The organism is Streptococcus anginosus subsp. whileyi MAS624 (assembly GCF_000478925.1).
GTDB lineage: Bacteria > Bacillota > Bacilli > Lactobacillales > Streptococcaceae > Streptococcus > Streptococcus whileyi.
The window spans coordinates 1707561-1729084 of the sequence record NZ_AP013072.1; the positions used below are offsets into that span (position 1 = coordinate 1707561).

16 protein-coding genes and 5 pseudogenes are annotated in these 21524 nt (G+C 38.4%); 2 read left to right on the forward strand and 19 right to left on the reverse strand.

The genetic code is table 11. The annotated features are described in order from the left end of the window. The first annotated feature begins 98 nt into the window (after positions 1–98). The gene (gene treR, locus ANG_RS08575) at positions 99–809 is read left to right on the forward strand and encodes a trehalose operon repressor (RefSeq protein ID WP_025271928.1); all 711 of its coding nucleotides are present in this window, start codon (positions 99–101) and stop codon (positions 807–809) included. Between the two features lie 158 nt (positions 810–967). On the opposite strand, the gene ANG_RS08580 is transcribed toward treR, so the two are convergent. From ANG_RS08580 to ANG_RS08595, 4 genes and pseudogenes are all read right to left on the reverse strand, one after another. Next, entirely contained in the window at positions 968–2308 is a 1341-nt protein-coding gene (locus tag ANG_RS08580) for a hemolysin family protein (protein WP_003033925.1), read from the reverse strand. A 116-nt stretch (positions 2309–2424) separates the two neighbouring features. After that, entirely contained in the window at positions 2425–4074 is a 1650-nt protein-coding gene (locus tag ANG_RS08585; protein ID WP_025271929.1) for a phosphoenolpyruvate carboxykinase (ATP), read from the reverse strand. Positions 4075–4297: 223 nt separating this feature from the next. Continuing rightward, positions 4298–5422 carry an AI-2E family transporter gene (locus ANG_RS08590; protein WP_003033878.1) on the reverse strand — a complete coding sequence of 375 codons (1125 nt, stop codon included), beginning with the start codon at positions 5420–5422 and terminating at the stop codon, positions 4298–4300. 124 nt (positions 5423–5546) lie between these two features. Further along, positions 5547–5984 (reverse strand): annotated as a pseudogene (locus tag ANG_RS08595) (GNAT family N-acetyltransferase). 63 nt (positions 5985–6047) lie between these two features. Here ANG_RS08595 and ANG_RS08600 point away from each other — a divergent pair. Further along, the gene (locus ANG_RS08600) at positions 6048–6461 is read left to right on the forward strand and encodes a MarR family winged helix-turn-helix transcriptional regulator (RefSeq protein ID WP_003033875.1); all 414 of its coding nucleotides are present in this window, start codon (positions 6048–6050) and stop codon (positions 6459–6461) included. A 236-nt stretch (positions 6462–6697) separates the two neighbouring features. Here the strand turns inward: ANG_RS08600 and ileS are convergent, their stop codons facing one another. From ileS to typA, 15 genes and pseudogenes are all read right to left on the reverse strand, one after another. Beyond that, positions 6698–9490 (reverse strand): isoleucine--tRNA ligase, encoded by a 2793-nt coding sequence (gene ileS / locus ANG_RS08605; RefSeq protein ID WP_025271930.1) that lies wholly within the window; start codon positions 9488–9490, stop codon positions 6698–6700. Positions 9491–9753: 263 nt separating this feature from the next. Next, the gene (locus tag ANG_RS08610; protein WP_020999494.1) at positions 9754–10539 is read right to left on the reverse strand and encodes a DivIVA domain-containing protein; all 786 of its coding nucleotides are present in this window, start codon (positions 10537–10539) and stop codon (positions 9754–9756) included. Between the two features lie 9 nt (positions 10540–10548). Beyond that, positions 10549–11340, reverse strand: coding sequence for a YlmH family RNA-binding protein (locus ANG_RS08615; RefSeq protein WP_003033891.1), 792 nt, complete (start codon positions 11338–11340; stop codon positions 10549–10551). Positions 11341–11344: 4 nt separating this feature from the next. Next, complete coding sequence (locus ANG_RS08620; RefSeq protein WP_003033872.1) at positions 11345–11608, reverse strand: YggT family protein; 264 nt, start codon at positions 11606–11608, stop codon at positions 11345–11347. Positions 11609–11612: 4 nt separating this feature from the next. Beyond that, positions 11613–11978, reverse strand: a pseudogene (locus tag ANG_RS08625) (cell division protein SepF); the annotation flags it as partial. A 96-nt stretch (positions 11979–12074) separates the two neighbouring features. After that, positions 12075–12158: pseudogene (locus ANG_RS11650) on the reverse strand (cell division protein SepF); the annotation flags it as partial. 9 nt (positions 12159–12167) lie between these two features. Next, positions 12168–12839, reverse strand: a complete 672-nt coding sequence (locus ANG_RS08630) for a YggS family pyridoxal phosphate-dependent enzyme (RefSeq protein WP_003033946.1) — start codon at positions 12837–12839, stop codon at positions 12168–12170. 1 nt (position 12840) lies between these two features. Further along, positions 12841–14115, reverse strand: coding sequence for a cell division protein FtsZ (gene ftsZ, locus ANG_RS08635; RefSeq protein WP_003025701.1), 1275 nt, complete (start codon positions 14113–14115; stop codon positions 12841–12843). Positions 14116–14133: 18 nt separating this feature from the next. Then, positions 14134–14334: pseudogene (locus tag ANG_RS11655) on the reverse strand (cell division protein FtsA C-terminal domain-containing protein); the annotation flags it as partial. After that, positions 14313–15519: pseudogene (ftsA, locus tag ANG_RS08640) on the reverse strand (cell division protein FtsA); the annotation flags it as partial. The pseudogenes ftsA and ANG_RS11655, both read right to left, overlap by 22 nt. A 122-nt stretch (positions 15520–15641) precedes the next feature. Next, positions 15642–16706, reverse strand: a complete 1065-nt coding sequence (locus ANG_RS08645) for a cell division protein FtsQ/DivIB (protein WP_003033922.1) — start codon at positions 16704–16706, stop codon at positions 15642–15644. Next, on the reverse strand, positions 16703–17773 hold the full coding sequence (locus ANG_RS08650; RefSeq protein WP_003033948.1) for a UDP-N-acetylglucosamine--N-acetylmuramyl-(pentapeptide) pyrophosphoryl-undecaprenol N-acetylglucosamine transferase: 1071 nt from the start codon (positions 17771–17773) through the stop codon (positions 16703–16705). The genes ANG_RS08645 and ANG_RS08650 overlap by 4 nt, the downstream gene beginning before the upstream one ends. Position 17774: 1 nt before the next feature. Further along, on the reverse strand, positions 17775–19127 hold the full coding sequence (gene murD / locus ANG_RS08655) for a UDP-N-acetylmuramoyl-L-alanine--D-glutamate ligase (protein ID WP_003033907.1): 1353 nt from the start codon (positions 19125–19127) through the stop codon (positions 17775–17777). Positions 19128–19200: 73 nt separating this feature from the next. Next, complete coding sequence (locus tag ANG_RS08660; protein ID WP_003033862.1) at positions 19201–19485, reverse strand: DUF3165 family protein; 285 nt, start codon at positions 19483–19485, stop codon at positions 19201–19203. Positions 19486–19549: 64 nt separating this feature from the next. Then, the gene (typA, locus tag ANG_RS08665) at positions 19550–21391 is read right to left on the reverse strand and encodes a translational GTPase TypA (RefSeq protein ID WP_003032385.1); all 1842 of its coding nucleotides are present in this window, start codon (positions 21389–21391) and stop codon (positions 19550–19552) included. Positions 21392–21524: the final 133 nt, after the last annotated feature.

Consider the following 21524-nt stretch of genomic DNA (forward strand, 5'->3'; position numbering starts at 1 on the left):
GATACCAAAGATATCTGCAAGATGTTTGTAGTAAAAAAGGCTCTTTTTTGGTAAAATTTATTTAGTTGTATGCTAAAAAGAAAACAAGTGAGGATATCATGAAAAAATATGAACAAATTTTTAAACTCTTAGAACAAGATATTCTAAACGAGAAATATCAGATGAATGATTATCTTCCTAGCGAACACGAACTTGTCCAGGCCTACAAGGTCAGCCGTGACACGATTCGTAAATCGCTTGATTTGCTTCAAAAAGCTGGTCTCATTCAAAAAATGAGAGGTCAAGGCTCTAAAGTCATCCAACAAGAACAGATTGACTTTCCCGTTTCCAACCTAACTAGTTACCAAGAACTTGTCCGGCAACATGGAATGAATTCTAAAACCAATGTCATACAGTTAGAAAAAATTACAGTTGATAAAAAATTATCCAGTCTTACTGGTTTTCCTGAATACCGTCTGGTGTGGCGGATTATTCGCCAAAGGGTCGTTGACGGGATTGCCTCCGTCTTGGATATTGATTACCTTGATAAGAGTTTTGTCCCTTCTATTAGCCGTGAAATTGCAGAGCATTCAATTTATGCTTATTTAGAAGATGAACTGGGACTACACATTTCTTACGCCCAAAAAGAAATCACAATTGATCCAGCCACTAATCGCGATAAAATATTGATGAACATTGGAAATGACCACCATGTCGTCTCTGTCAAATCAAAAGTCTATCTTGCAGACGGACAGCAATTTCAGTTTACAGATAGTCGTCATAAACTCGAAAAATTCCGTTTCGTTGACTTCTCCAAACGGCAAAAATGATCATGACCCTTCACAAAATTCACTCTTCAATATTAAAAATAGCCAAAAAGGAAGAATGTCGTTGTCATCGATCTGCTTCCTTTATTTTTAATGTCATTCACATATTTATAAAAAGTAAAGTAAACTTATCAATTTTTGAAAAACGAAAGAAGCTGAGATCATTTCTCAACTTCTTCCTCTTCTTCTACTATTTCAGAAACTTCTACTTTGAGCTTTGTCACACGTCCATTTTTTACCTTATCATTGGTTAAAATGAGCCTTTTGTCCTGACTTTCCACTTCATAACTCAAACGCTCTTTCACGTCGGGTATCGAGCCTACGCCCGTCAAATAATAGCCCGCAATAGTGTCAACGTCATCACTCTCCAGTTCAACTTCAAAATACTCGTTAAAGTCATTTAAACTCATGGTTCCAAGGACAAAGTAAGTATGGTCAGAAACCTGATACACCTCTACTTCAGCCTTGTCTGTTTCATCATCTATCTCACCGACAATTTCTTCCAGTAAGTCTTCCAGCGTTACCAGACCAGACATACCACCATATTCATCTAACAATATCGCCATTTGATTTTGCGTATTCCGCAGCTCTGTCAGCAAATCATCCACGAAAATTGTTTCTGGCACAAAGAGCGGTTCCTGCAAAATTTTTCGTAGTACAATATTATCAAAACCATTAGTAAACGCCTCATTTAACAGACGTTTGGTGTGAATAAGTCCAATAACATTATCCTTGTCATCATCATAGACCGGAATCCGTGAAAAATTCTGCTTCAAGATGCTTTCGATAATTTCCTTGGTATCATCATTGATGTCCACCATAAACGCATCGGTACGCGGCACCATTACCTCACGCGCCATCATCTCATCTAGTGAAAAAATCCCTTGCAGCATTTCAATTTCATCTGCATCCAGTGTTTCTTCACTATTGGTCAGCATATACTCAATCTCATCACGTGTCATTTTCTCATCTGCATCATCAAAAGTCATGGGAGTGATTCGACTGAGCAGATTGGTAGAGGCTGATAAAAGCCAAACAAAGGGACTGACAATTTTTCCCAAAAAGATGATAACTGGCGCTGTACGAACCGCTAGGGAATCCTTGAGGTTCAGAGCGATTCTCTTTGGATACAATTCACCAAAAACAATCGAAATATAAGTCAAGATAGCAACAGATAAAAAGCTTGCAATGGCTCTTGCAGTCTCGGAATTTCCCATCCAAGAAGCAATTTCCTGACCGAGTGTATTAGCCAAACTAGCTCCTGATAAAATGGTAATCAATGTAATCCCAACTTGAATAGTGGATAAAAAGTGATTAGGATTTTCCAAGACTTTTAACAAGCGAATGTACTTCGCATCGCCTTCTTCAGCCTTTTGCTCTACACGAGCGCGGTTTAAAGACACCATAGCCATTTCGGCTGCTGAAAAAAAGGCGTTCAATAGCGTTAAAATCAGTAATAATAAAGCTTGCAGTAACAAGGTCTGACTGCTAGGGTCTTCCATGAATGTTCTCTCCTCATATATAAGTAATCTTAATTATAGCATACTTTTTGACTTCTTGCACATGGAGTGTTAAAAAGAAAGTTTGAAGGAAGATTGCAAAGAAGAAAATCGATTGTTTAGGCTTCTAAATTTTGCAGAACTGTTTCCAAGCGTGAAATTGCATCAACAGGAAGTGCCGTTTTAGGGTATTTTTGATTAAAGGCAAGCAAGAAGTTCAGCCGTACTTGCATTCTTTCTCTAAGTAATTGTTTGTAGCGAGCATCAAAATTCGGAATCGGATACCCTTCACATTCCATGTATTCAAAACCCTCCAATGGCCCAAATGGTTTAAATTCTGCTTCTTCATCAACAATTTTTTCAATAATATTCAAGCTAACTTCTTTTGAAATTCCTTTTCCCATATAAAATCCAGTATTGATGATATAGCAGTCAACACCAGATTCAAAGAGACTACGGAATTTCCGATAATCTTCCACCAAGGGATACACTCTAAATGGATTGGCATAAGGTTCAATGACTAAATCATCGTGCTTGCCAGCGACATTTTCAGCATTGGAACGCTTGGTCATCAAAGTACAGCCCATCGTAGAAGCCATCAGCGGATCGTTGATTTTGACTAACGGTGGGAGAGAATCATCTTTCATAATCCAGAAAATGGCTTGGATAGGCTCATCAATTCGATCAACCCGATCTGGTGTTGCAAAGCGAGACTTGACTGTCCGACCATTTCCATTTCGAATGTCCTCTGTCACCAATTTTTTTAGACCATTGTCATCCAGTGTCACACCACAATTCTGAACTGTTACAAAAAAATCCTGCTCCCTATGTCCAATGGAATAGTCATTCGTTTTATCAAAATAGGACGGTTCCAGAGCAATGGAAGAGCCATCTTTGACAGAAATAATAAAGGCATCATCATGCAAAACCTTAATATAATATTTTCCATTATGTTTGGCATGTGTCAGTGTGGATTTCCCTGAGCCGGATAAACCAAAGAAGGAGGCTACATAGTCTTTCTTTTCAGCCTCTTCTTGTTTAAAGATTTTCAAGCCACCGTGACAAGCTACATATCCATTTCTAGCAGCGGTTGCCCAAGCTAAGGTTAAAGTCGCTTTTTTCAACTCACCAAAGTAATTTAAACCCAAAATAATGACACAATTGTGCTGAGTATCAAAATATACCAATCCTTCAGGATAATCTGGATGCTTCCATTTGGGATCGAAAAAAATAAATATGTCATTTTCATCGTACTTTTTAGAAACTCTCAAACGATTTTTAAACTCTTCATCCAAAATTTGAAAGTTTAAAAGCCAAGAATACAGGTTGTTAATTTCATCTTCAGGAACCATGAGATGAGCACAAGCCATAAAGGCTTCATCTAGCCCTACAACTGCATCTGCCTTATAAAATTTTCGATGATGAGCTTGATAAATTGCACTGCGTACTATTGAAAGCAGCTTCTCATCTTCCTCACTGTCTCTACCAAAAATCCGTCGAGCTTTAGCCGTTCGACCAACAACTGCGCCAGAATTCGTTAATAAAACGCGAGCATAAGAAGGCAAGCCCAATTCCTTTGTATGAATGACAGGCATATCTAAGACAACTGTCCCAGCAGCTGCGGAAGCCAATTGATAAGCTTCTTCCACTGTTTTTATTGCAACAACCTGATTTTCATAAAAAGCTGTTTCAATGATTGCCTTCAAAGGAGAGAAATAAGAAGAATTTTTTCTTATTTCCTGCGGAGAATATTTACGACGTGTTACCATAAGTGTACCTCCTCTATCTTATTAGTTCTATTTTAGCATAAAAATACACTTATGGTTTTAATAAAACGTATTAGAAAGAAAAAGGAGTGGAATTCCAAACTAAATTTTTGTTGCATTTAGTTTGCTTCCACTTCCCTATATTCATCATTCTAAAACATTAAGACACAGTCCTTCTGAATGTCTATTCATCTTTCAGATTTTGAATTTATTCATCATCCCATTCTTATTTATTAATAATTCCGTACTCCTCATTTTTCTTTTGCTCCTGTGCAGCTCGATGATTATCATATAAATTCGCTAGGAATTTTGCAATTTCTTTCAAAATAGAATAAATTGGAATCGCTACAATCATCCCAACAATCCCATAAATATTACTTGACAAAAGCAAGAGAACCATAATGGTAATTGGATGCACCTTCATCACGCCACCTACAATCCGTGGATAGAGAATATTTCCGTCAATTTGCTGCACAATTAACATATATATAACTGCGATCACCATTTTTTTTGGATCGGCAATCAGATAAGTGATAATCATCGGAATCAACCCAATGCTTGGACCCACATAAGGAATAAGATTAGCAATCATAGAAAAAATAGCAAATATCAAAGCATATTTCAGACCAATAACACTATAGCCAATGAAAGCCAACGTTCCAATAATAAACGCATCAATCGAAATCCCACTAATATACCGAGCAATCGTTGCATTAAGATTGGTCAATAATTTCGTGATGTTGAGCTTATCCCGCTTCAAAACAGTTCTTTCCAACATGGGCAGTAATTTATCCCCGTCAATTAAGAAATAGACCAAAAAGATCGGCGTCATGATGAGAATCAAAAATGTATTCACTACTGCTGAAACGACACTCCCCAGACTATTGGTGACACTATTTAAAATATTTTGCAAAATATCCACATAAGACAAATTTAACTGCTTAATAATAGACTGGATATTCAGATTTTTAAAGAGAGAGTGCTGCGATAGCTGGTTAATCCAATTTTGCAATTCTCCATAAACATTTTGACTAGAAGAAATCAAACTTGTCAACTGCGTAATCAAAATAGGTAGCAGATAAATAATGCCCAGAGCAATAATCCCAAACAAGAGAACCAAGGTAATCAAAATTCCAAAAATCCTCTTAATTTTCAGCTCTTTCTCCAGGAATTTCACTAAAGGATTCGTCACATAGTACAAAAATCCCGCAATTAGAAAAGGAATTAAAACCGTATTTAAAACGCTCACAAAAGGGGAAATCAAGCCGTCCATTTGCCGCCAGATAAAAAAGATAATGGTTAGTAGTAAGACTTCTGTTGTCCAAAAAAATAACTTATTTTTATGAAACATACTGTTCCTCCTATCAGCTATTCTATCATATTTTCCACTAAAATAGAGTGCTTTTCTTAAAATGGCTTAAATTATTTTAGGAACAGACTCTTTCGTTTCCCACTATCAAAATTTATTTTTCCATTTATTTTCGTTTGTAAACCATTTTCACATGTACTCGTGATTCTAGGATAAAGGGTTCGCTGATACCTTCAAATCCAAATTTCTCATACAAGCCCATCACCTGCTCTTGCGCCTCTATGTGAATCTCTTTTTCAGGCCATTTTTCAGCACAAGTCTCCATAATAGCTTGGACCAACTTACGACCAAGCCCTTAACCGCGAGTAGAAGCCGCTGTTACGACACGTCCAAAATGAATAGTAGTACCCGTTTCAAATACTCTCGCATAAGCGTCTACCTCGCCGGCTTCATTTTCATGAAAAATATGGATAGCCTCTAAATCGTGCTCGTCCAAATCATTATAAACACTATTTTGCTCTACGACAAATGTTTCCAAACGTAATTTCAAGCATTTATAAAATTCTAAGGTGGTTAATTCCTCAAATGTCTTTTTATACCACATACTTGTTTTCCCTTCTTCTTTATTATATAATAATTGTAAATGCAACTATAAAAGGAGCCTTTTATAGATTATCGTCATCTCTTTCGTCAAATGGGCATAATTTCTCGCCAAGCCATGATGAATATGAATCATGAAGCCAGCCAATACAACCTAGATAATAATCTTTTTCTTATCCTTATTCGCATTGTTGAGCATGAAGGACTGAATCAATCTCAACTTTCTCATATGGTAAAAATTGATAAAACAACACTTAGTCGCTCCCTTAGAAAACTAGAGGAAAAAGGATTTATCACAAAGAAAGTCAACTCTCAAAATAAGAAGTTTAAAGAGCTTTTCCCTACGACGAAGGCTTTGCAAATCTACGACCGATTGATTGGATTTGAAACGACCTACATCCAGTCTGTCATGAAAGCTCTGACTTCCTCTGAACTCTTTCAATTAGAAGTCATCCTCAATAAAATAGAAAATGCTCAATGAAATCAGTATAGCACACATTGGTTGCATTTGCAACTTTGAAATTAAAAAAATGAAGAGGCTGGGAGAAAAGTCCTTAACCTCGTCAGATTTTTCTGAGTTTCTTGCAAGTCGCAGTGGTTGAGTGGGTTCTATGTGGTTGATAAATCAACCTTTACAGCCCTACTCAACTGTGCGGGGGTGGGACAACAAAATCAAATTTCTTCGAAATTACCGATTTTTGTCCCACTCCCTTTTGATTATTTTGTTTCAAATCCTTCTGCAACTGCTTGCGCAAAATGTTCTTCAACGATTTCTGCGCAGTGGTCACAAACAATTGCATGATAGCTACATTCTTTGACTGTTTCATCTACCCGACGGCAACGTTCACAAACTTGTCCCTCTGCATGCTCAACTGTAAAAGCTACATCCTCGAAAGCAATAGCTTTTTCAGGAGCTTCCCCGTCTGCGATTGTTAATTTAGAGACAATGAGAAGTTGCGCAACGTCGCTATTAACCGCTTCAAGCAATGTTCTCACTACTTCATTTGGATAAACCGTTAAGTGAGCTTCCAAGGATTTTCCAATAACCTTTTCATTACGTGCTTCTTCCAAAGCTTTTTGAGCTTGACTGCGGAAGTGCATAAAGGCTGTCCAAGTATCCAACAGTTCTTCCTCATTAAGGAAAGTCTGCGCATCTGGCAATTCCGCTAACTGAACAAATTCTTCTGGCTCATGTTCTAAATAAGACCAGATTTCTTCTGCTGTATGTGGAAGAATTGGGGTCAACAATTTTGTAATGTTTACTAAAATATCGTAAAAGACGGTCTGCATTTGACGGCGTTCCAATGATTTAGCTGCTTCAATATAGACAACATCTTTTGCAAAATCAAGATAGAAAGCTGATAAATCAACTGTCACAAAGTTTACAATCGCTTTGTAAATATCCAAAAATTCAAAGTTGGCATAAGCCTCACGAATCGTCTTGACAAGTTGGTTAAAGCGAACAGTCATGTACTTATCAACAGAGCGAAGGTCATCATAAGCAACAGCGTCTTCTTTCGGATTAAAATCAGAAGTATTAGCAATCAAGAAACGCAGGGTGTTACGGATTTTTCGGTAGGTTTCAGACACTTGACCAAGAATATCCATAGAGATACGCACATCGTTGCTAGAATCCACACTCGTCACCCAAAGGCGCAAGATTTCAGCTCCAAATTGTCTTTCAACATCACTTGGAGCAATGGTGTTGCCGAGAGACTTAGACATCTTCTCGCCTTTGCCGTCCAAAGCAAACCCTTGTGAAAGGATTTGTTTATAAGGAGCCACTCCATGATTTGCAACAGAAGTAATCATAGAGGAGTTAAACCAGCCACGATATTGGTCAGAACCTTCAAGATAAAGGTCAGCAGGATAAGTCAATTCAGGACGATTGACCACCACACCATTCCAAGAAGAACCAGAATCAAACCACACGTCCATGATGTCCGTTTCTTTAGTGAATGTACCATTTGGTGACTCTGGATGAGTAAATCCTTCTGGAAGCAAATCTTTCGCTTCTCGTTGCCACCAAATGATAGAGCCATGTTCCGTAAAGAGCTCAGCCACATGCTCAATTGTTTGCTCTGTCATAATCGGTGTGCCGTCCTCCGCATAGAAGATTGGAAGTGGCACTCCCCAAGCCCGCTGACGCGAAATGACCCAATCTCCACGGTCACGGATCATATTGTAAAGACGAACTTTACCCCATTCAGAGTGGAACTTCACTTTTTCAATCTCATCAAGAATTTCCTGACGGAATTTTGAAACTGAAGCAAACCATTGCGGTACCGCACGCCAAATTATTGGCTTTTTCGTCCGCCAGTCAAATGGGTAGGAGTGAGAAATTTCTTCTTGCGCAAGGAGAAGTTGACCTAACTTTTCAATTACTGTAGGAACTACCTTGTCATAAAATTGCCCTGCAAAATCTGGGCCAGCATTTTCCATCATGATACCACGTTCATTAACTGTAACGGCTACTTCTAAGCCATTTGCAATCCCAACATTGTAGTCGTCCTCACCAAAACCAGGAGCTGTATGGACAATCCCTGTACCTGAATCTAGTGTAACGTGGTCACCAAGAATCACCAATTCATCTACTTCCTCATCCCACGGGTGCTCTGTCACGATATGGTTCAGTTCAGCACCGCGATGAGTTGCCAAGACCTCCACATCTTCCCAACCAAATTTTTCAGACAAGCTATTGAGCAGATCAGCAGCAACGACAAATTTACGACTTTCCCCAGCGGGCTTTACCACAACATAATCAAAGTCCGCACCTACTGTCAAACCACGAGAAGCCGTAATAGTAAATGGTGTTGTCGTCCAAACTACAATATAAGTATCTGTATCTAGCACATTTTTGCCGTCTTTTACCTTATTTGCATAGTAAAGAGAGGTTGAAACCAAATCATGATACTCAATTTCTGCCTCTGCAAGAGCTGATTCAGATGACCATGACCAATAAACCGGCTTCGCACCGCGGTAGATATAGCCTTTTTTCGCCATTTCTCCAAATACGCGAATTTGAGCAGCTTCATAATCCGGAGTCAACGTCACATACGGATGCTCCCAATCACCAGAAACACCTAAGCGTTTGAAATCTTCACGTTGTTTGTCTACTTGGCTGAGTGCGTAATCACGACAAAGCTTTAAATACTCTGCCAAATCCATTTCTTTGCGTTTCACACCTTGCTTCGCTAGGACTTGCTCAATTGGAAGACCATGAGTATCCCAACCTGGAATGTAAGGCGCATAATAGCCAGACATAGATTTTGAACGCACAATAATATCTTTTGAAATCTTATTCATGGCATGACCAACGTGAATATTTCCATTAGCATAAGGAGGGCCATCGTGAAGTGTAAAGTGTGGTTTACCTTCATTCAATTCTTGACGACGTTGATACAACTTTGCATCTTCCCACTCTTTTTGCCAAAGAGGTTCTTTATTCGGCAAACCAGCACGCATTGGAAAAGCTGTTTTTCCAAGATTAAGAGTTTCTTTTAATTTCATAAGTTCTCCTTTTTCATATTATTAACAAATTAAAATAAAAAAACCACAAATTCATCCAAAGGACGAAAATTCGTGGTACCACCTTCATTTAGATAAGAATAAGATTCCTATCCCTCTTACTCGTAACGTGAGTTAAGCGCTAAATCTTACTGTTTTTCAGATCTAAGTTTGTAAAATGATAATCCTAACAAAAGAGATTACAGGTCTCTCACCGTCACCTGCTCGCTGCGAATATTTTGTTAGCATCTTGTTTTTACATTCTCTTATAAAATATCTACAGATTCTGTTGAAGTAGCTTCTGAGTTATCTGTTGAAGTCTCAGCATTTGTCAGATTTAATCCTAAGACAGACTCATCTAATGTTTCAAACGCTTGTGTTTCGGCTAATTCACGATTTGCTTCTTCAATGCGTCTTTGTAATTCTTCCATTTCCTCTGGAGAGAACTGACGCGTCACATCCACTTCATCCTCTTCTGGAGTCGTTACGACTTCACCTAAAGCAGACTGAACAACTTCTTTAAAAGCTTCATCGCTTGTTTGCAAGTAAGTAGCTGTTGGACGAAGAATATCTTCCCATTCTGAAGAATTCACAATGCTTAATTGACTTTCAATGGTTGATTTTAAACGTTGGTGGAAGACACGCGTTTTATTTTTCAATTCTTCTGTTTCAACAGCCACTTTCTTAGCATTATCTGTCGCTTGACGAAGAATTTCATTAGCCTTGTATTTTGCCTCATCCAACAAATGTTGGGCTTCTTGCTCAGCTTTATGAACAATGTTTTCAGAACGGTCATTTGCCGCTTGTTTCACACGTTCTGCTGTATCTTGTGCAATCAATACAGCCTGGCTAAGGGAATCCTTCATCTCGTCAAAATAGGTCAAACGTTCTTCCAGATTTTTAATTTTTGACTCTTGCTCATGATTGACACGAACTAAATCTTCGTAATCTTGGACAATGATATCAAGAAATTCATCTACTTCATCAACATCATATCCTCTAAATTTGTGAGCAAAAGCTTTATCTTTAATTTCTAACGATGTAATAGCCATATTTTCTCCTTACTTACTAGACAATAATTCAACAGTTAACTTATACTTCCCATTTTTTGAAAAGCCATTTTCTCTTAAAACTTTTACTCTCCCATATCCTCGTACACTAATTAAGTCATTCAATAACAAATGATGACTGGGATTATCCAGCATGGAATAGTTTACCTTAACTTGCTTTGTTGCTATCAGCCGAGCGGCAATGCTTCGTGACAAATGAAATGAGGCAGCTACCACTTTATCCAAACGCATACTAGAGACAAGCACATCTCTTAGCTTTGAATCAGCTTGAGCGATAATTTGTTGTGAAAAATCTACTTGCTTTAATTTTAAAGGTGTCTTTGCTATCCTTGAGATATGATCGATGAAAAATTGAGTGAATTTCTTATCTACCATAATTTGTGCTCTACCTGAAGCTACAAGAATATCACCAAACACTTTACGTTCAATCCCTAATTGATTCAATAACGTTCCCATTATTTGCGAATGGGTTAAGTGGTGAAATTTATTCGCATAGCTGATTTCTAACAGATCCATTTCAAAATCATTTAATTGCAACTCATAGTAGAGAGGAGCAATAATGACTTTAGCAAATTCACTCGTATAATAATCCGAACTTGAAAATATTTGCAATTGTAAGCGATTCCCAAGATTTCGCAAAACTTCAACTTGATGTGGATTTACAAACGAAGTCACTTCAAAAGAATAAGAATCTTCAACTCGCTGCATCTGTTCTAAACTTTTATCAACAAATTCACGATCTTCTTCTGCAAAATGTTGATATAAATGTTTGCTATTTTTCATGAATTTAAGCTAAAAGCAAAAGGGCATTCAAAATGATGCCAGAAACAAAATTCAGAAGAAAGATAACAACAAGAACCGTCCAATCAATCCCAGCAAATTGTAGGTTGAAACGTTGAAATGGTTTTAAAACAGGCTCTACTATCCGTAAAATCAACTGACCAAACGACGTTTGATAGGCACCTGGAAACCATGATAAAAGAGCATACACCACTAAAATAAATGAATATAATCTCACTAAATTATAAAGTATATTTACAATCCAAACCATGCTTTTATCTACGTTTCATATCAAAATCAAATTCGCCACTTTGTAAATCCTCAGGTAATTTCAAATCCTCAACATTTACAACAACATTGATTGGTGTTAAAAGGTACATTGTACTTGCAACTTTTTTTATATTTCCTGCAAGCACATAACGAGCACCATCCAAATAATCCAAACAACGACGAGCTTGCACTTCTGTCATATATTGAAAATCAATCAAAATGCTTTCATTAACAATTAACAAATCAACAATTTCAGTTGTTTCTTCATATTTTCTTGGATAACGAACATTGATTGTCACTTTGTCATCTGAAATTGTCCGATGTTGTGCCAATTCTTGCTGACGTGCATGCAGACGAGTAATGTTCTCATTTGCTCCCGACTTTGTAGAAGATTGTGAAGAGCTACTCGCTGTATGTACTGTTCTTTCTTTAGTAGGTGTTACAGATTGACTACTCGCACGTGGTGGTAGCTCAGGCATTTGAACGCCAGCATCTTCACCATCTTCCGTAAAGTAATCAATGAATTTATCAAATCTATCTTTAAGAGACATAATACTTTCCTATTTAAAAAATGCAATACCAATTCTGACAAAAGTCGAACCATTTGCAATAGCTATTGCATAATCACGGCTCATTCCCATACTTAAATCAGTAAAAGGCATATTAGGTAACTGTTTACGTTGTAATCTTTGCTGTAATTTATAGGCTTGTTGGAAAATGGCATTTAATTCCGCTTCATCTGCTTCAATCGGTGCCATTGTCATCAAACCTACAATCTGAATGTTTTCAAGTTTTTCTAGCTCAGGTAAAATCGTATCTATTTCCTCTATAGCAAAACCATGTTTACTAGCTTCTTTGGAAATATTTACTTGTAAAAAGCATTTAATGATATGTTCAGCTCTTTTATTGATTTCTTGAGCTAATTTTACTGAATCTAAGGCATGGAAATAGTCAACATAATTGATGACATCTTTCACTTTCCGCCTTTGAAGTGTACCAATTAAGTGCCAAGTTACACGTTCATCTTTCAGAGCCTGATATTTCTCTAGAAATTTATCAACTCGATTTTCACCGATATGATGAATTCCTGCTTTAACCAGCTCTTTAGCAGTAGAGCTGTCAACATATTTGGTGACAGCTATTACTTCTACTGAATTTTTTGAGCGATTGGCTTTTTGAGTAGCTTGCGCTACATTTTCCAAAACTTGATATGTATTCTTTTCTAAATCCATTTTAACGGTTTTTAAAGAAAGGTGGTGTTTCTAATTCATCGTCATCAGAACTAGTGTCTTCATAACGTTCCACGGCTGGTGCAGCACTCGCATCTGTTGAGCGAACAATATTTTCACGACGCAAATCCCAATCACCAAATGCTGAAGCCTGTGGCGCTTCTGTCCGTTGACGACTTGGCTTTGGAACTTCAAGATTTTCAGTCAAATCAAAGTTACGGTCATAACCTTGGCTTCCTCTAGAATTACGATTTTCACGAGTTCCAGCTGCATAAGAATTTTGTTGAGCAACTGGACGAACACCACTTACTCGATCAATTTTTTCTTGACGAACACCCGTTGCAACAACTGTCACACGAATTTCATCTTTCATGCTGTCGTCAATAGAAGTACCTAACCAAATATTAACACCATGACCTGCTGCTTGATTGACGATTTCTGATGCTTCTTCTGCTTCAATCAAGGTCATATCAAGACCACCTGTAACGTTGATAATGACATCTTCAGCTCCATCAATCGTTGTTTCAAGAAGCGGTGAATAGATAGCCTTACGTGCAGCTTCAATAACACGTTCTTCGCCACTACCAATACCGATTCCCATAAGAGCATCACCTTTATTTGCCATAACGGTTTTTACATCGGCAAAGTCAAGGTTAATAAGTCCTGGGCTTGTAATCAAGTCCGTAATTCCTTGTACACCTTGACGAAGGACATTGTCTGCTTCGCTCAATGCTTCAAGAAGAGGAGTTTTCTTATCAACAATTTCAAGTAAATTATTGTTTGAAATGATAAGAAGTGTGTCTACATGCTCACGAAGTTCATTGATTCCTTCAATCGCAAAGTTACCACGCTTACTTCCTTCAAAGCCAAACGGACGAGTAACAACTGCAACAGTTAAGGCACCAAGACCTTTTGCAATACGAGCAATAACTGGTGCAGCACCTGTACCAGAGCCACCGCCCATACCAGCAGTAATAAAGACCATATCAGCTCCCGTAAGAGCTTCCGTCAACACTTCTTCGCTTTCTTCAGCCGCTTTACGACCGATTTCAGGCTGTCCTCCAGCACCTAGACCGCGAGTCAACTTTGGTCCAAGCTGAATAACTGTTTCTGCTTTTGAGCCACTAAGAGCTTGTACATCTGTATTGGCGGCGATAAATTCAACGCCTGATACTCCTTCATCAATCATGCGGTTAATGGCATTACCACCACCACCACCGATACCAATAACTTTAATTACTGCTCCTTGTGCCGCAGCTGTATCAAATGAAAATGTCATAATGTATTACCTTCTCCTTTAATCAAACATATTGCCAAGTAGATTTCGAACACGATCTGTCAATTTTTCTTTTGGTTGTTGAGATTGTGTCGGAAGTGGTTCGGGACGTTCAACTTCTTCTGCTGGTTCAGCAATTGGAGCCACAGTTGTTTGTTGCGGCTGAGTAAAGCGCTGCAACGGATTGAACGACTGAGTTTGTTGAGTCGGACGAGAAAATTCAACCGGTTGATGACGCAGAAGTTCATCACCGTGAACGGCAGCTTGTGCTAAAACATCCACTTCAGATAGATTTCCAGCATATTCTGATAAGCTAATGACATGAGCAAAAGCTGGATTACGAATACCGATTTGATTTGGTACATATAGTTTAACAGGAACACCGAAAACTTCTTGCGCCAATTCCACCACACCTGGTAAAATTGCACCACCACCAATAATAACAAGTCCACCTGGAAGTTCTAATAAGTGTCTTCTTTCTAAATCTTGCTTGATTTGTTCAAAGATATGCTTAACACGTGCTGAAATAATTTCTGCTAAATAGCGCTCTGTTACTTCAACCGGTTCCACTTCACCAATTACTTCCACTTGGAAAGACTCATTGCTAGCGGCAGGTACGTATGCTTCTCCATAGTTAAACTTCAAGCTCTCTGCCAACTTCTTAGATGTTTTTAAAACCTTAGAAATATCTTTTGTGACATATTCGCCACCTTCTTGATAGATATTGGTAAATTGCAATTCTTGGTTGCGAACAGAAGCTACTGTTGTTTGGCCACCACCCATATCAATGACAGTCGCACCAAATTCACGTTCACCTTCATTTAGAACAGATTTGGTCATAGCAAGCGGAGAGATGATAATATTTTCCACTTGAACTCCTGCACGCTCAACTGTTTTTCTCAAATTATGAAGAATGGTACGTGGACCTGTATAGAGAAGACCACGCATTTCTAAACGAATGCCCATCATTCCACGAGGATCACGAATTCCTTGGAAGCCATCTGCAATAAACTCTTCAGGAATAAAAGTAATAACTTCGCGGTCTGGAGTCATACTTTTTGTCAAAGCAGATCTCACAACATTTTCAACATCTGCATCTGTGATTTCTTTCGTTTCGCTTGTTACAGGAATCATACCTTGCGTTGGCTCAATCTGCAACAAGTTAGCAGGCAAGCCAACATTCACCAACTTAATGGAAATCCCTGCTTTTTCCTCTGCTTGTGAAATTGCAGATTTTATAGCACTTGCTGCTGCTTCGATATCTACAATGATACCATCTTTTACGCCAGCACTTTTTGCATTACTAACTCCGATTACGTTTAATTCATTGTTTACATGTTCTGCTACCAAGACCTTAATGGAGCTTGTTCCGATATCTAATCCTGTAAAAAAGCCATCTCTAGCCATTAGACCATTCCTCTCTATCTACCAAGTTTCTCACTTATCAATTTAACTATCAAAAAAGTATAGTTATTCAAAGCATATTATAACATAAAAAAATAAAAATTGGGTAGATTTTCTGCATTATTTTAGCTATTTCTATAACTAAATATTCCTGCTTCCATATCTACAGTACTTGTTTCTGTTAGTTGTGGTTTTATTTTTTCATAATAAGGTAGCTTTTTGCCCACTTCTGACAAGGGAACTAGAATTTTATTTCCATCTGTCATAGTGATTGTCAGTAAATCTTCAGTCGCTTTACTCGGTGTATGCTGAACCGTTTGAATTTCTGATTTGATTGTATTAGAAATACCTGATAATTGTTGCACAAATTTCTTAAGCATTGCTTTATCTGAAAAATCAAGTGTTATATAACTTTTTGGCAACTGTGATTTTTTAACTGGAGTAGCAATTTCTTCTCCACTAGATAATACTGGGAAATACTGCTCCCCAGAATAATCATAAGCAACAACTGTATATTCTGTTACTTTTATTTTAAATGTAATTGGAAATTGGTAACTTATCTCTGCTTTTTTCACCCATAGACTTGACAATTTAATATTTCTAGCATGTGCCTTTTGACTTAAATATGTCGTCAAGGTGTAATCCTCTTTTTGAATACTAGAAGCATCCAGCACCTCTGTTTTTGAAAGCTGTTTATTGCCCGTTACCTCTATATTCTTTAATTTTGAATAGGGGCTTATAAAATAAACAGCTAAAATCAACAAAACAGAACTTAGAATCAAGACTGGAAGAGCACGGTAAACATGGCGAGGAGCGATTTTTTCTCTTGTCTCTTTTGCTTCCCGCTTAGCTTGTTTGCGTTCTGCTTTCTTCTTTTTTCGCAAGGCTGCTTTATCAAGAAGAGGTTCATCTTGTTCTTCCTCAGAAGTTTCTGTCTCGGTAGGCTTTTCCGCTTCCTCTGACTCGTTCTCTTGAGTATCCGCTGTCACTTCTTCTGTATTTTCATCATTCTTTTCGACATTCTCTTTTTCAGAACTTGGCAAATGCTGCTTTTTTTGCTCTGCTAGTTCTTTCTCTTTTTCAGCTTCTTCTTGAGCCTTTTTTTCAAGGTATTCCTTGTTTCTTTTTTGCCACTCAGAAAGTTTTTCTGTTTCTTGCTCTTTCTGATCCTCTTGCTTCTTTTTTGTCATTTTCTTCCTTTGTCCATGTCATTTTTTAAAAGATTATAAAATTCATCTAACGATTTTATTTCGTGGGACTGTTTCATGTTTTCTTCATAAAATGCTTTCTGTTCAAGCAACTCTGCAATCATTTTTTGAAGATTTTCTAAATTCAGTTGAGGCTCGTCTAATTTTTTAGCATAGCCTTTTTTTACAAAATAATCCGCATTTTCAATCTGATCACCGCGACTTGCTTCGCGTCCCAAAGGAACAATTACATGGAGTTTTGCCATAGCCAACAATTCAAAAATAGTATTAGAGCCGCCACGTGTAACAACGACATCCGCCAAATCCATCAATGGTTGATAGAGGTCAGTCACATAGGCAATTCGGTAGAGATGACTTGATAATTCGTCTAAACTAGCATCGCCTGATAAATTGATAATATTGTAATGCTGAGTTAGCTCTGCTTTATTTGCCGTTACAAAATCATTAAAAACCCTTGCTCCGGCTGACCCACCAACAAACAGAAGTGTCGGAAGGTTTTCATCAAAATGCTGCCGAATCGCTTGAATCTGCTCATTTGGAGCAGTTGTTTTTTCTCCTACTTTTGTCACAGCTCCCACATGCTCAATTTTTGTCAACGCATGGGCTTGTTCAAAAGTAGAATACATTTTTATCGCACATTTGTAAGCAATTTTATTTGCTAGACCAATAGAGAGGTCTGATTCATGTACATAAACTGGAATCCCAGCTAAGCGAGCTGCAATAACAGGAGGAACCGATACAAAACCACCCTTAGAAAAGAGAGCTTGCGGACGAACCTTTACCATAATTCCTAAAGATTGCAAAATACCCCAAGCCACTTTGAATACATCTAACATATTTTGCCAAGAAAAGTAACGACGTAATTTCCCCGTCGCTATAGAATGAAAAGTGATATCCAAACCTGATTTCTGGATTTCTTGGTATTCAATCCCATGCTTATCACCAATATAGTGAACTTGCCAGCCTGCTTCTAGGAATTTTGGAATGAGTAGAAGGTTTAGAGTCACATGACCAACCGTTCCTCCACCTGTAAATACAATCTTTTTCATCTTAACCCTTTAATTCTTCAAATGTTGCAATAAACTCATCGCCACGGACTTCAAAATTTGGATACATGTCCCAGCTAGCATTTGCAGGACTGAGAAGAACAATGTCACCTGCTTGAGCTTCAGCAAAAGCTTTTTGCGTCGCGTCTTTCACATCAGCAGCATCCATATAGCTCACACCTGCTTTATCTGCTGCTCTCTTGACACGTGCTGCAGATTCTCCAAGAATAACCATTTTCTTCAATCCTTGAATATTTGGCACCAATTCGTCAAATTCATTGCCACGGTCCAGTCCACCAGCAATCAAGATGACCTTACTATTGTCAAAACCAGATAAAGCCTTTTGCGTTGCAAGAATATTTGTGGATTTGCTATCGTTATAAAATTTAACATGGTTGATTTCACCGACATATTGGAGACGATGTTTAACACCGCCAAAACCTGCCAAAGTTTCTTTGATGACTTGATTTTCAATGCCACGCAGTTTCGCAACTGCAATAGTTGCGAGGGCATTTTCAACATTATGACTGCCCGGAACGCCAAGCTCATCTGCTGCCATAACAGGCTCTCCACGGAAGGTCAACATGTTTCCCTCTAAGTAAGCGCCGTCTACCTTTTCTGTCGTTGAAAATGATACAACGGTCGCTTGCGTCTTTGCGGCCAGCTCTTTCGCTAATGTTTGGTTGAAATTCAATACGAGGAAGTCAGATTTGCTCATATTTTTTTGAATGTTCCATTTAGCCGCCACATAATTTTCAAAAGAGCCATGATAATCAATGTGAGTTGGCATCAAGTTGGTAATCACTGCAATCTCTGGGTGAAAGGTTTCAATACCCATGAGTTGGAAAGAAGACAACTCCATAACTAGAGTATCATTTTGGGTTGCAGTTGTTGCAACTTGACTGGATGGAAAACCAATATTTCCAGAAAGTAGACCACTTTGACCACCTGCAGTCAAGACTTCCGCAATCATCGTCGTTGTTGTTGTTTTTCCATTAGAACCCGTAATCCCAATAATTGGAGCATCTGAAATCAAATAAGCCAACTCAACTTCAGTGATGACTGGGATTTCCTTTTCCAATGCTTTCTTGACCATAGGGTTGTCGTAACGAATACCAGGATTTTTGACCATTAGTTCAAATTCTTCATCCAAGAGTTCCAAAGGATGACCACCTGTTACTACTTTGATGCCTTCTTCAAGAAGAGACTGAGCAGCAGGATTTTCCTCAAATGGCTTTCCGTCATTCACTGTGACAATCGCTCCCAACTTATCTAGTAAACGAGCAGCGGATTCACCAGACTTGGCCAAGCCTAAAACTAAAACTTTCTTATTTGCAAAATTTGTAATGTGCTTCATAACATGCCTCTTTTTAATTCTTCTGTATCTATTTTACCTTTTTTTCAGAAAATAAAAAAGCCTTTACGGCTTTTTATTCTTGTCTGTTACGAAGTTTTGAGCGAAACGATACTTTTCTATCTTTTTGTGACAATTTTGAAATATCACGTAGAGAAAAATAAGCTACGCCAATCATTGCAATTCCTACGAAAAATTCAGACGGTAATTGAAAAATCTGAAATACTGCCAATCCTAATAAAATGATAAAAGCGACTAGAGCAATCACTAAAACTACTACATTTAAAGTCCCTTTAATGCTCTGTGGAGCAGCAAAAATGTAAAATAACAAAATGAGAATTCCAAAAATCAAATAAAACATTTCTGCTCCTTTCTAGCCCATCCGCTTCTTTCATATATTAGCAGCAAAGCAAATCATTCTTTCATTATTCAGCTGATTTTTTCTTTTTAGCAGCTTTAGCCCGTTGGTTTTTATCAAGAATTTGTTTCCGCAAACGGATTGATTCTGGTGTGACTTCCATGTACTCATCATCATTCAAGAATTCAAGAGATTCTTCCAATGTCAAGATACGAGGTGTTTTAATAACTGCTGTTTGGTCTTTCGTGGCAGACCGAACATTGGTCATTTGTTTTGCTTTCGTAATATTAACCGTCAAGTCATTTTCGCGTGAATTTTCACCAATAATCATTCCTTCGTAAACTTCTGTACCTGGATTAACAAAAATGGTTCCACGTTCCTCAATAGACATGATTGAATAAGTCGTTGCTTTTCCTGTATCAATCGAAACAAGAGCTCCGCGACGACGACCGCCAATCTCACCTGGAATCAATGGTAGGTATTGGTCAAAAGTGTGGTTCATAATCCCGTAACCACGCGTCATAGAAAGGAATTCAGTTGAGTATCCAATCAAGCCACGCGCAGGCACAAGGAAAATCAAACGTGTTTGTCCGTTTCCGGTAGCCACCATGTCTAACATTTCACCCTTGCGCTCAGAAAGACTTTGAATAACCGAACCTTGGTATTCTTCTGGGGTGTCAATTTGCACACGCTCAAATGGCTCACATTGCACACCGTCCACTTCTTTGACGATAACTTCTGGGCGCGATACTTGTAACTCATAGCCTTCACGACGCATGGTTTCAATTAAGATTGATAAGTGCAACTCTCCACGACCTGACACAATCCATTTATCTGGTGAATCAGTCGGATCCACACGAAGTGAGACGTCCGTTTGCAATTCCGCTTGCAGGCGTTCCTCAACCTTACGAGACGTTACCCATTTCCCTTCACGACCAGCAAATGGTGAATTGTTCACCAAGAAAGTCATTTGCAGCGTTGGTTCGTCAATGTGAAGAATTGGCAATGGTTCTACTGCATCTGTCGGAGTAATCGTTTCACCAACAAAGATATCTTCCATACCAGACACGGCAATCAAATCACCTGCTTTGGCTTCGTCAATTTCACGGCGTTCTAATCCAAAGAAACCAAATAGCTTGGTGACACGGAAGTTTTTCGTTGTGCCGTCTAGTTTAGAAAGCGTCACTTGGTCTCCAACTTTCACCGTTCCGCGGAAAACACGACCAATCCCAATACGACCTACAAAGTCATTGTAGTCCAAAAGAGAAACTTGGAATTGAAGTGGCTCGTCTGAATTATCCACTGGTGCTGGAATATGATCAATAATAGTATCAAAAAGCGGTGCCATAGTGTGCTCTTGGTCAGCAGGATCGTCTGACATAGAAGATGTTCCATTGATAGCAGAAGCATACACAACTGGAAAATCCAATTGGTCATCATCTGCACCCAGCTCAATGAAAAGTTCCAAGACTTCATCCACCACTTCTGCAGGGCGTGCAGACGGTTTGTCAATTTTATTGACCACAACAATCGGCACCAAATCTTGCTCAAGAGCTTTTTTTAATACAAAACGAGTTTGTGGCATGGTTCCTTCATAAGCATCAACAACCAAAACAACCCCGTCCACCATTTTCATAATCCGCTCAACTTCTCCACCGAAGTCCGCGTGTCCTGGAGTGTCCATGATATTGATGCGGACGCCATTATAAGCAACAGCTGTGTTCTTAGCAAGAATGGTAATTCCGCGTTCTTTTTCAAGATCGTTAGAGTCCATTGCGCGTTCTTGCAACTCTTTGCGTTCGTCCAATGTATGTGATTGCTTCAATAATTCGTCCACCAGCGTTGTTTTCCCGTGGTCAACGTGAGCGATAATAGCGATATTGCGAATATCTTCTCTTAATTTTGTCATTTTATCCTCTAAATCTTAAGTTTTATTTCTAACTGAACAATTATACCACAGATTACAGTAAAAAACACGGTTAAACCGGGTGTAAATGTTTTCATTAGAAAATCAATGTCCGACAAATTTATTTACATTCTTT

Bases quoted from the DNA above. Each gene is read 5' to 3' on its own strand.
- ANG_RS08650 (WP_003033948.1), bottom strand. From the start codon at position 17,773: ATGAAAAAGATTGTATTTACAGGTGGAGGAACGGTTGGTCATGTGACT.
- ANG_RS08580 (WP_003033925.1), bottom strand. From the start codon at position 2,308: ATGGAAGACCCTAGCAGTCAGACCTTGTTACTGCAAGCTTTATTATTA.
- ANG_RS08620 (WP_003033872.1), bottom strand. From the start codon at position 11,608: ATGGTTTGGATTGTAAATATACTTTATAATTTAGTGAGATTATATTCA.
- treR (WP_025271928.1), top strand. From the start codon at position 99: ATGAAAAAATATGAACAAATTTTTAAACTCTTAGAACAAGATATTCTA.
- ANG_RS08610 (WP_020999494.1), bottom strand. From the start codon at position 10,539: ATGGCTATTACATCGTTAGAAATTAAAGATAAAGCTTTTGCTCACAAA.
- ftsZ (WP_003025701.1), bottom strand. From the start codon at position 14,115: ATGACATTTTCATTTGATACAGCTGCGGCACAAGGAGCAGTAATTAAA.
- ANG_RS08615 (WP_003033891.1), bottom strand. From the start codon at position 11,340: ATGAAAAATAGCAAACATTTATATCAACATTTTGCAGAAGAAGATCGT.
- ANG_RS08645 (WP_003033922.1), bottom strand. From the start codon at position 16,706: ATGACAAAAAAGAAGCAAGAGGATCAGAAAGAGCAAGAAACAGAAAAA.
- murD (WP_003033907.1), bottom strand. From the start codon at position 19,127: ATGAAGCACATTACAAATTTTGCAAATAAGAAAGTTTTAGTTTTAGGC.
- ANG_RS08590 (WP_003033878.1), bottom strand. From the start codon at position 5,422: ATGTTTCATAAAAATAAGTTATTTTTTTGGACAACAGAAGTCTTACTA.
- ANG_RS08660 (WP_003033862.1), bottom strand. From the start codon at position 19,485: ATGTTTTATTTGATTTTTGGAATTCTCATTTTGTTATTTTACATTTTT.
- ANG_RS08585 (WP_025271929.1), bottom strand. From the start codon at position 4,074: ATGGTAACACGTCGTAAATATTCTCCGCAGGAAATAAGAAAAAATTCT.
- ANG_RS08630 (WP_003033946.1), bottom strand. From the start codon at position 12,839: ATGGATTTAGAAAAGAATACATATCAAGTTTTGGAAAATGTAGCGCAA.
- ileS (WP_025271930.1), bottom strand. From the start codon at position 9,490: ATGAAATTAAAAGAAACTCTTAATCTTGGAAAAACAGCTTTTCCAATG.
- typA (WP_003032385.1), bottom strand. From the start codon at position 21,391: ATGACAAAATTAAGAGAAGATATTCGCAATATCGCTATTATCGCTCAC.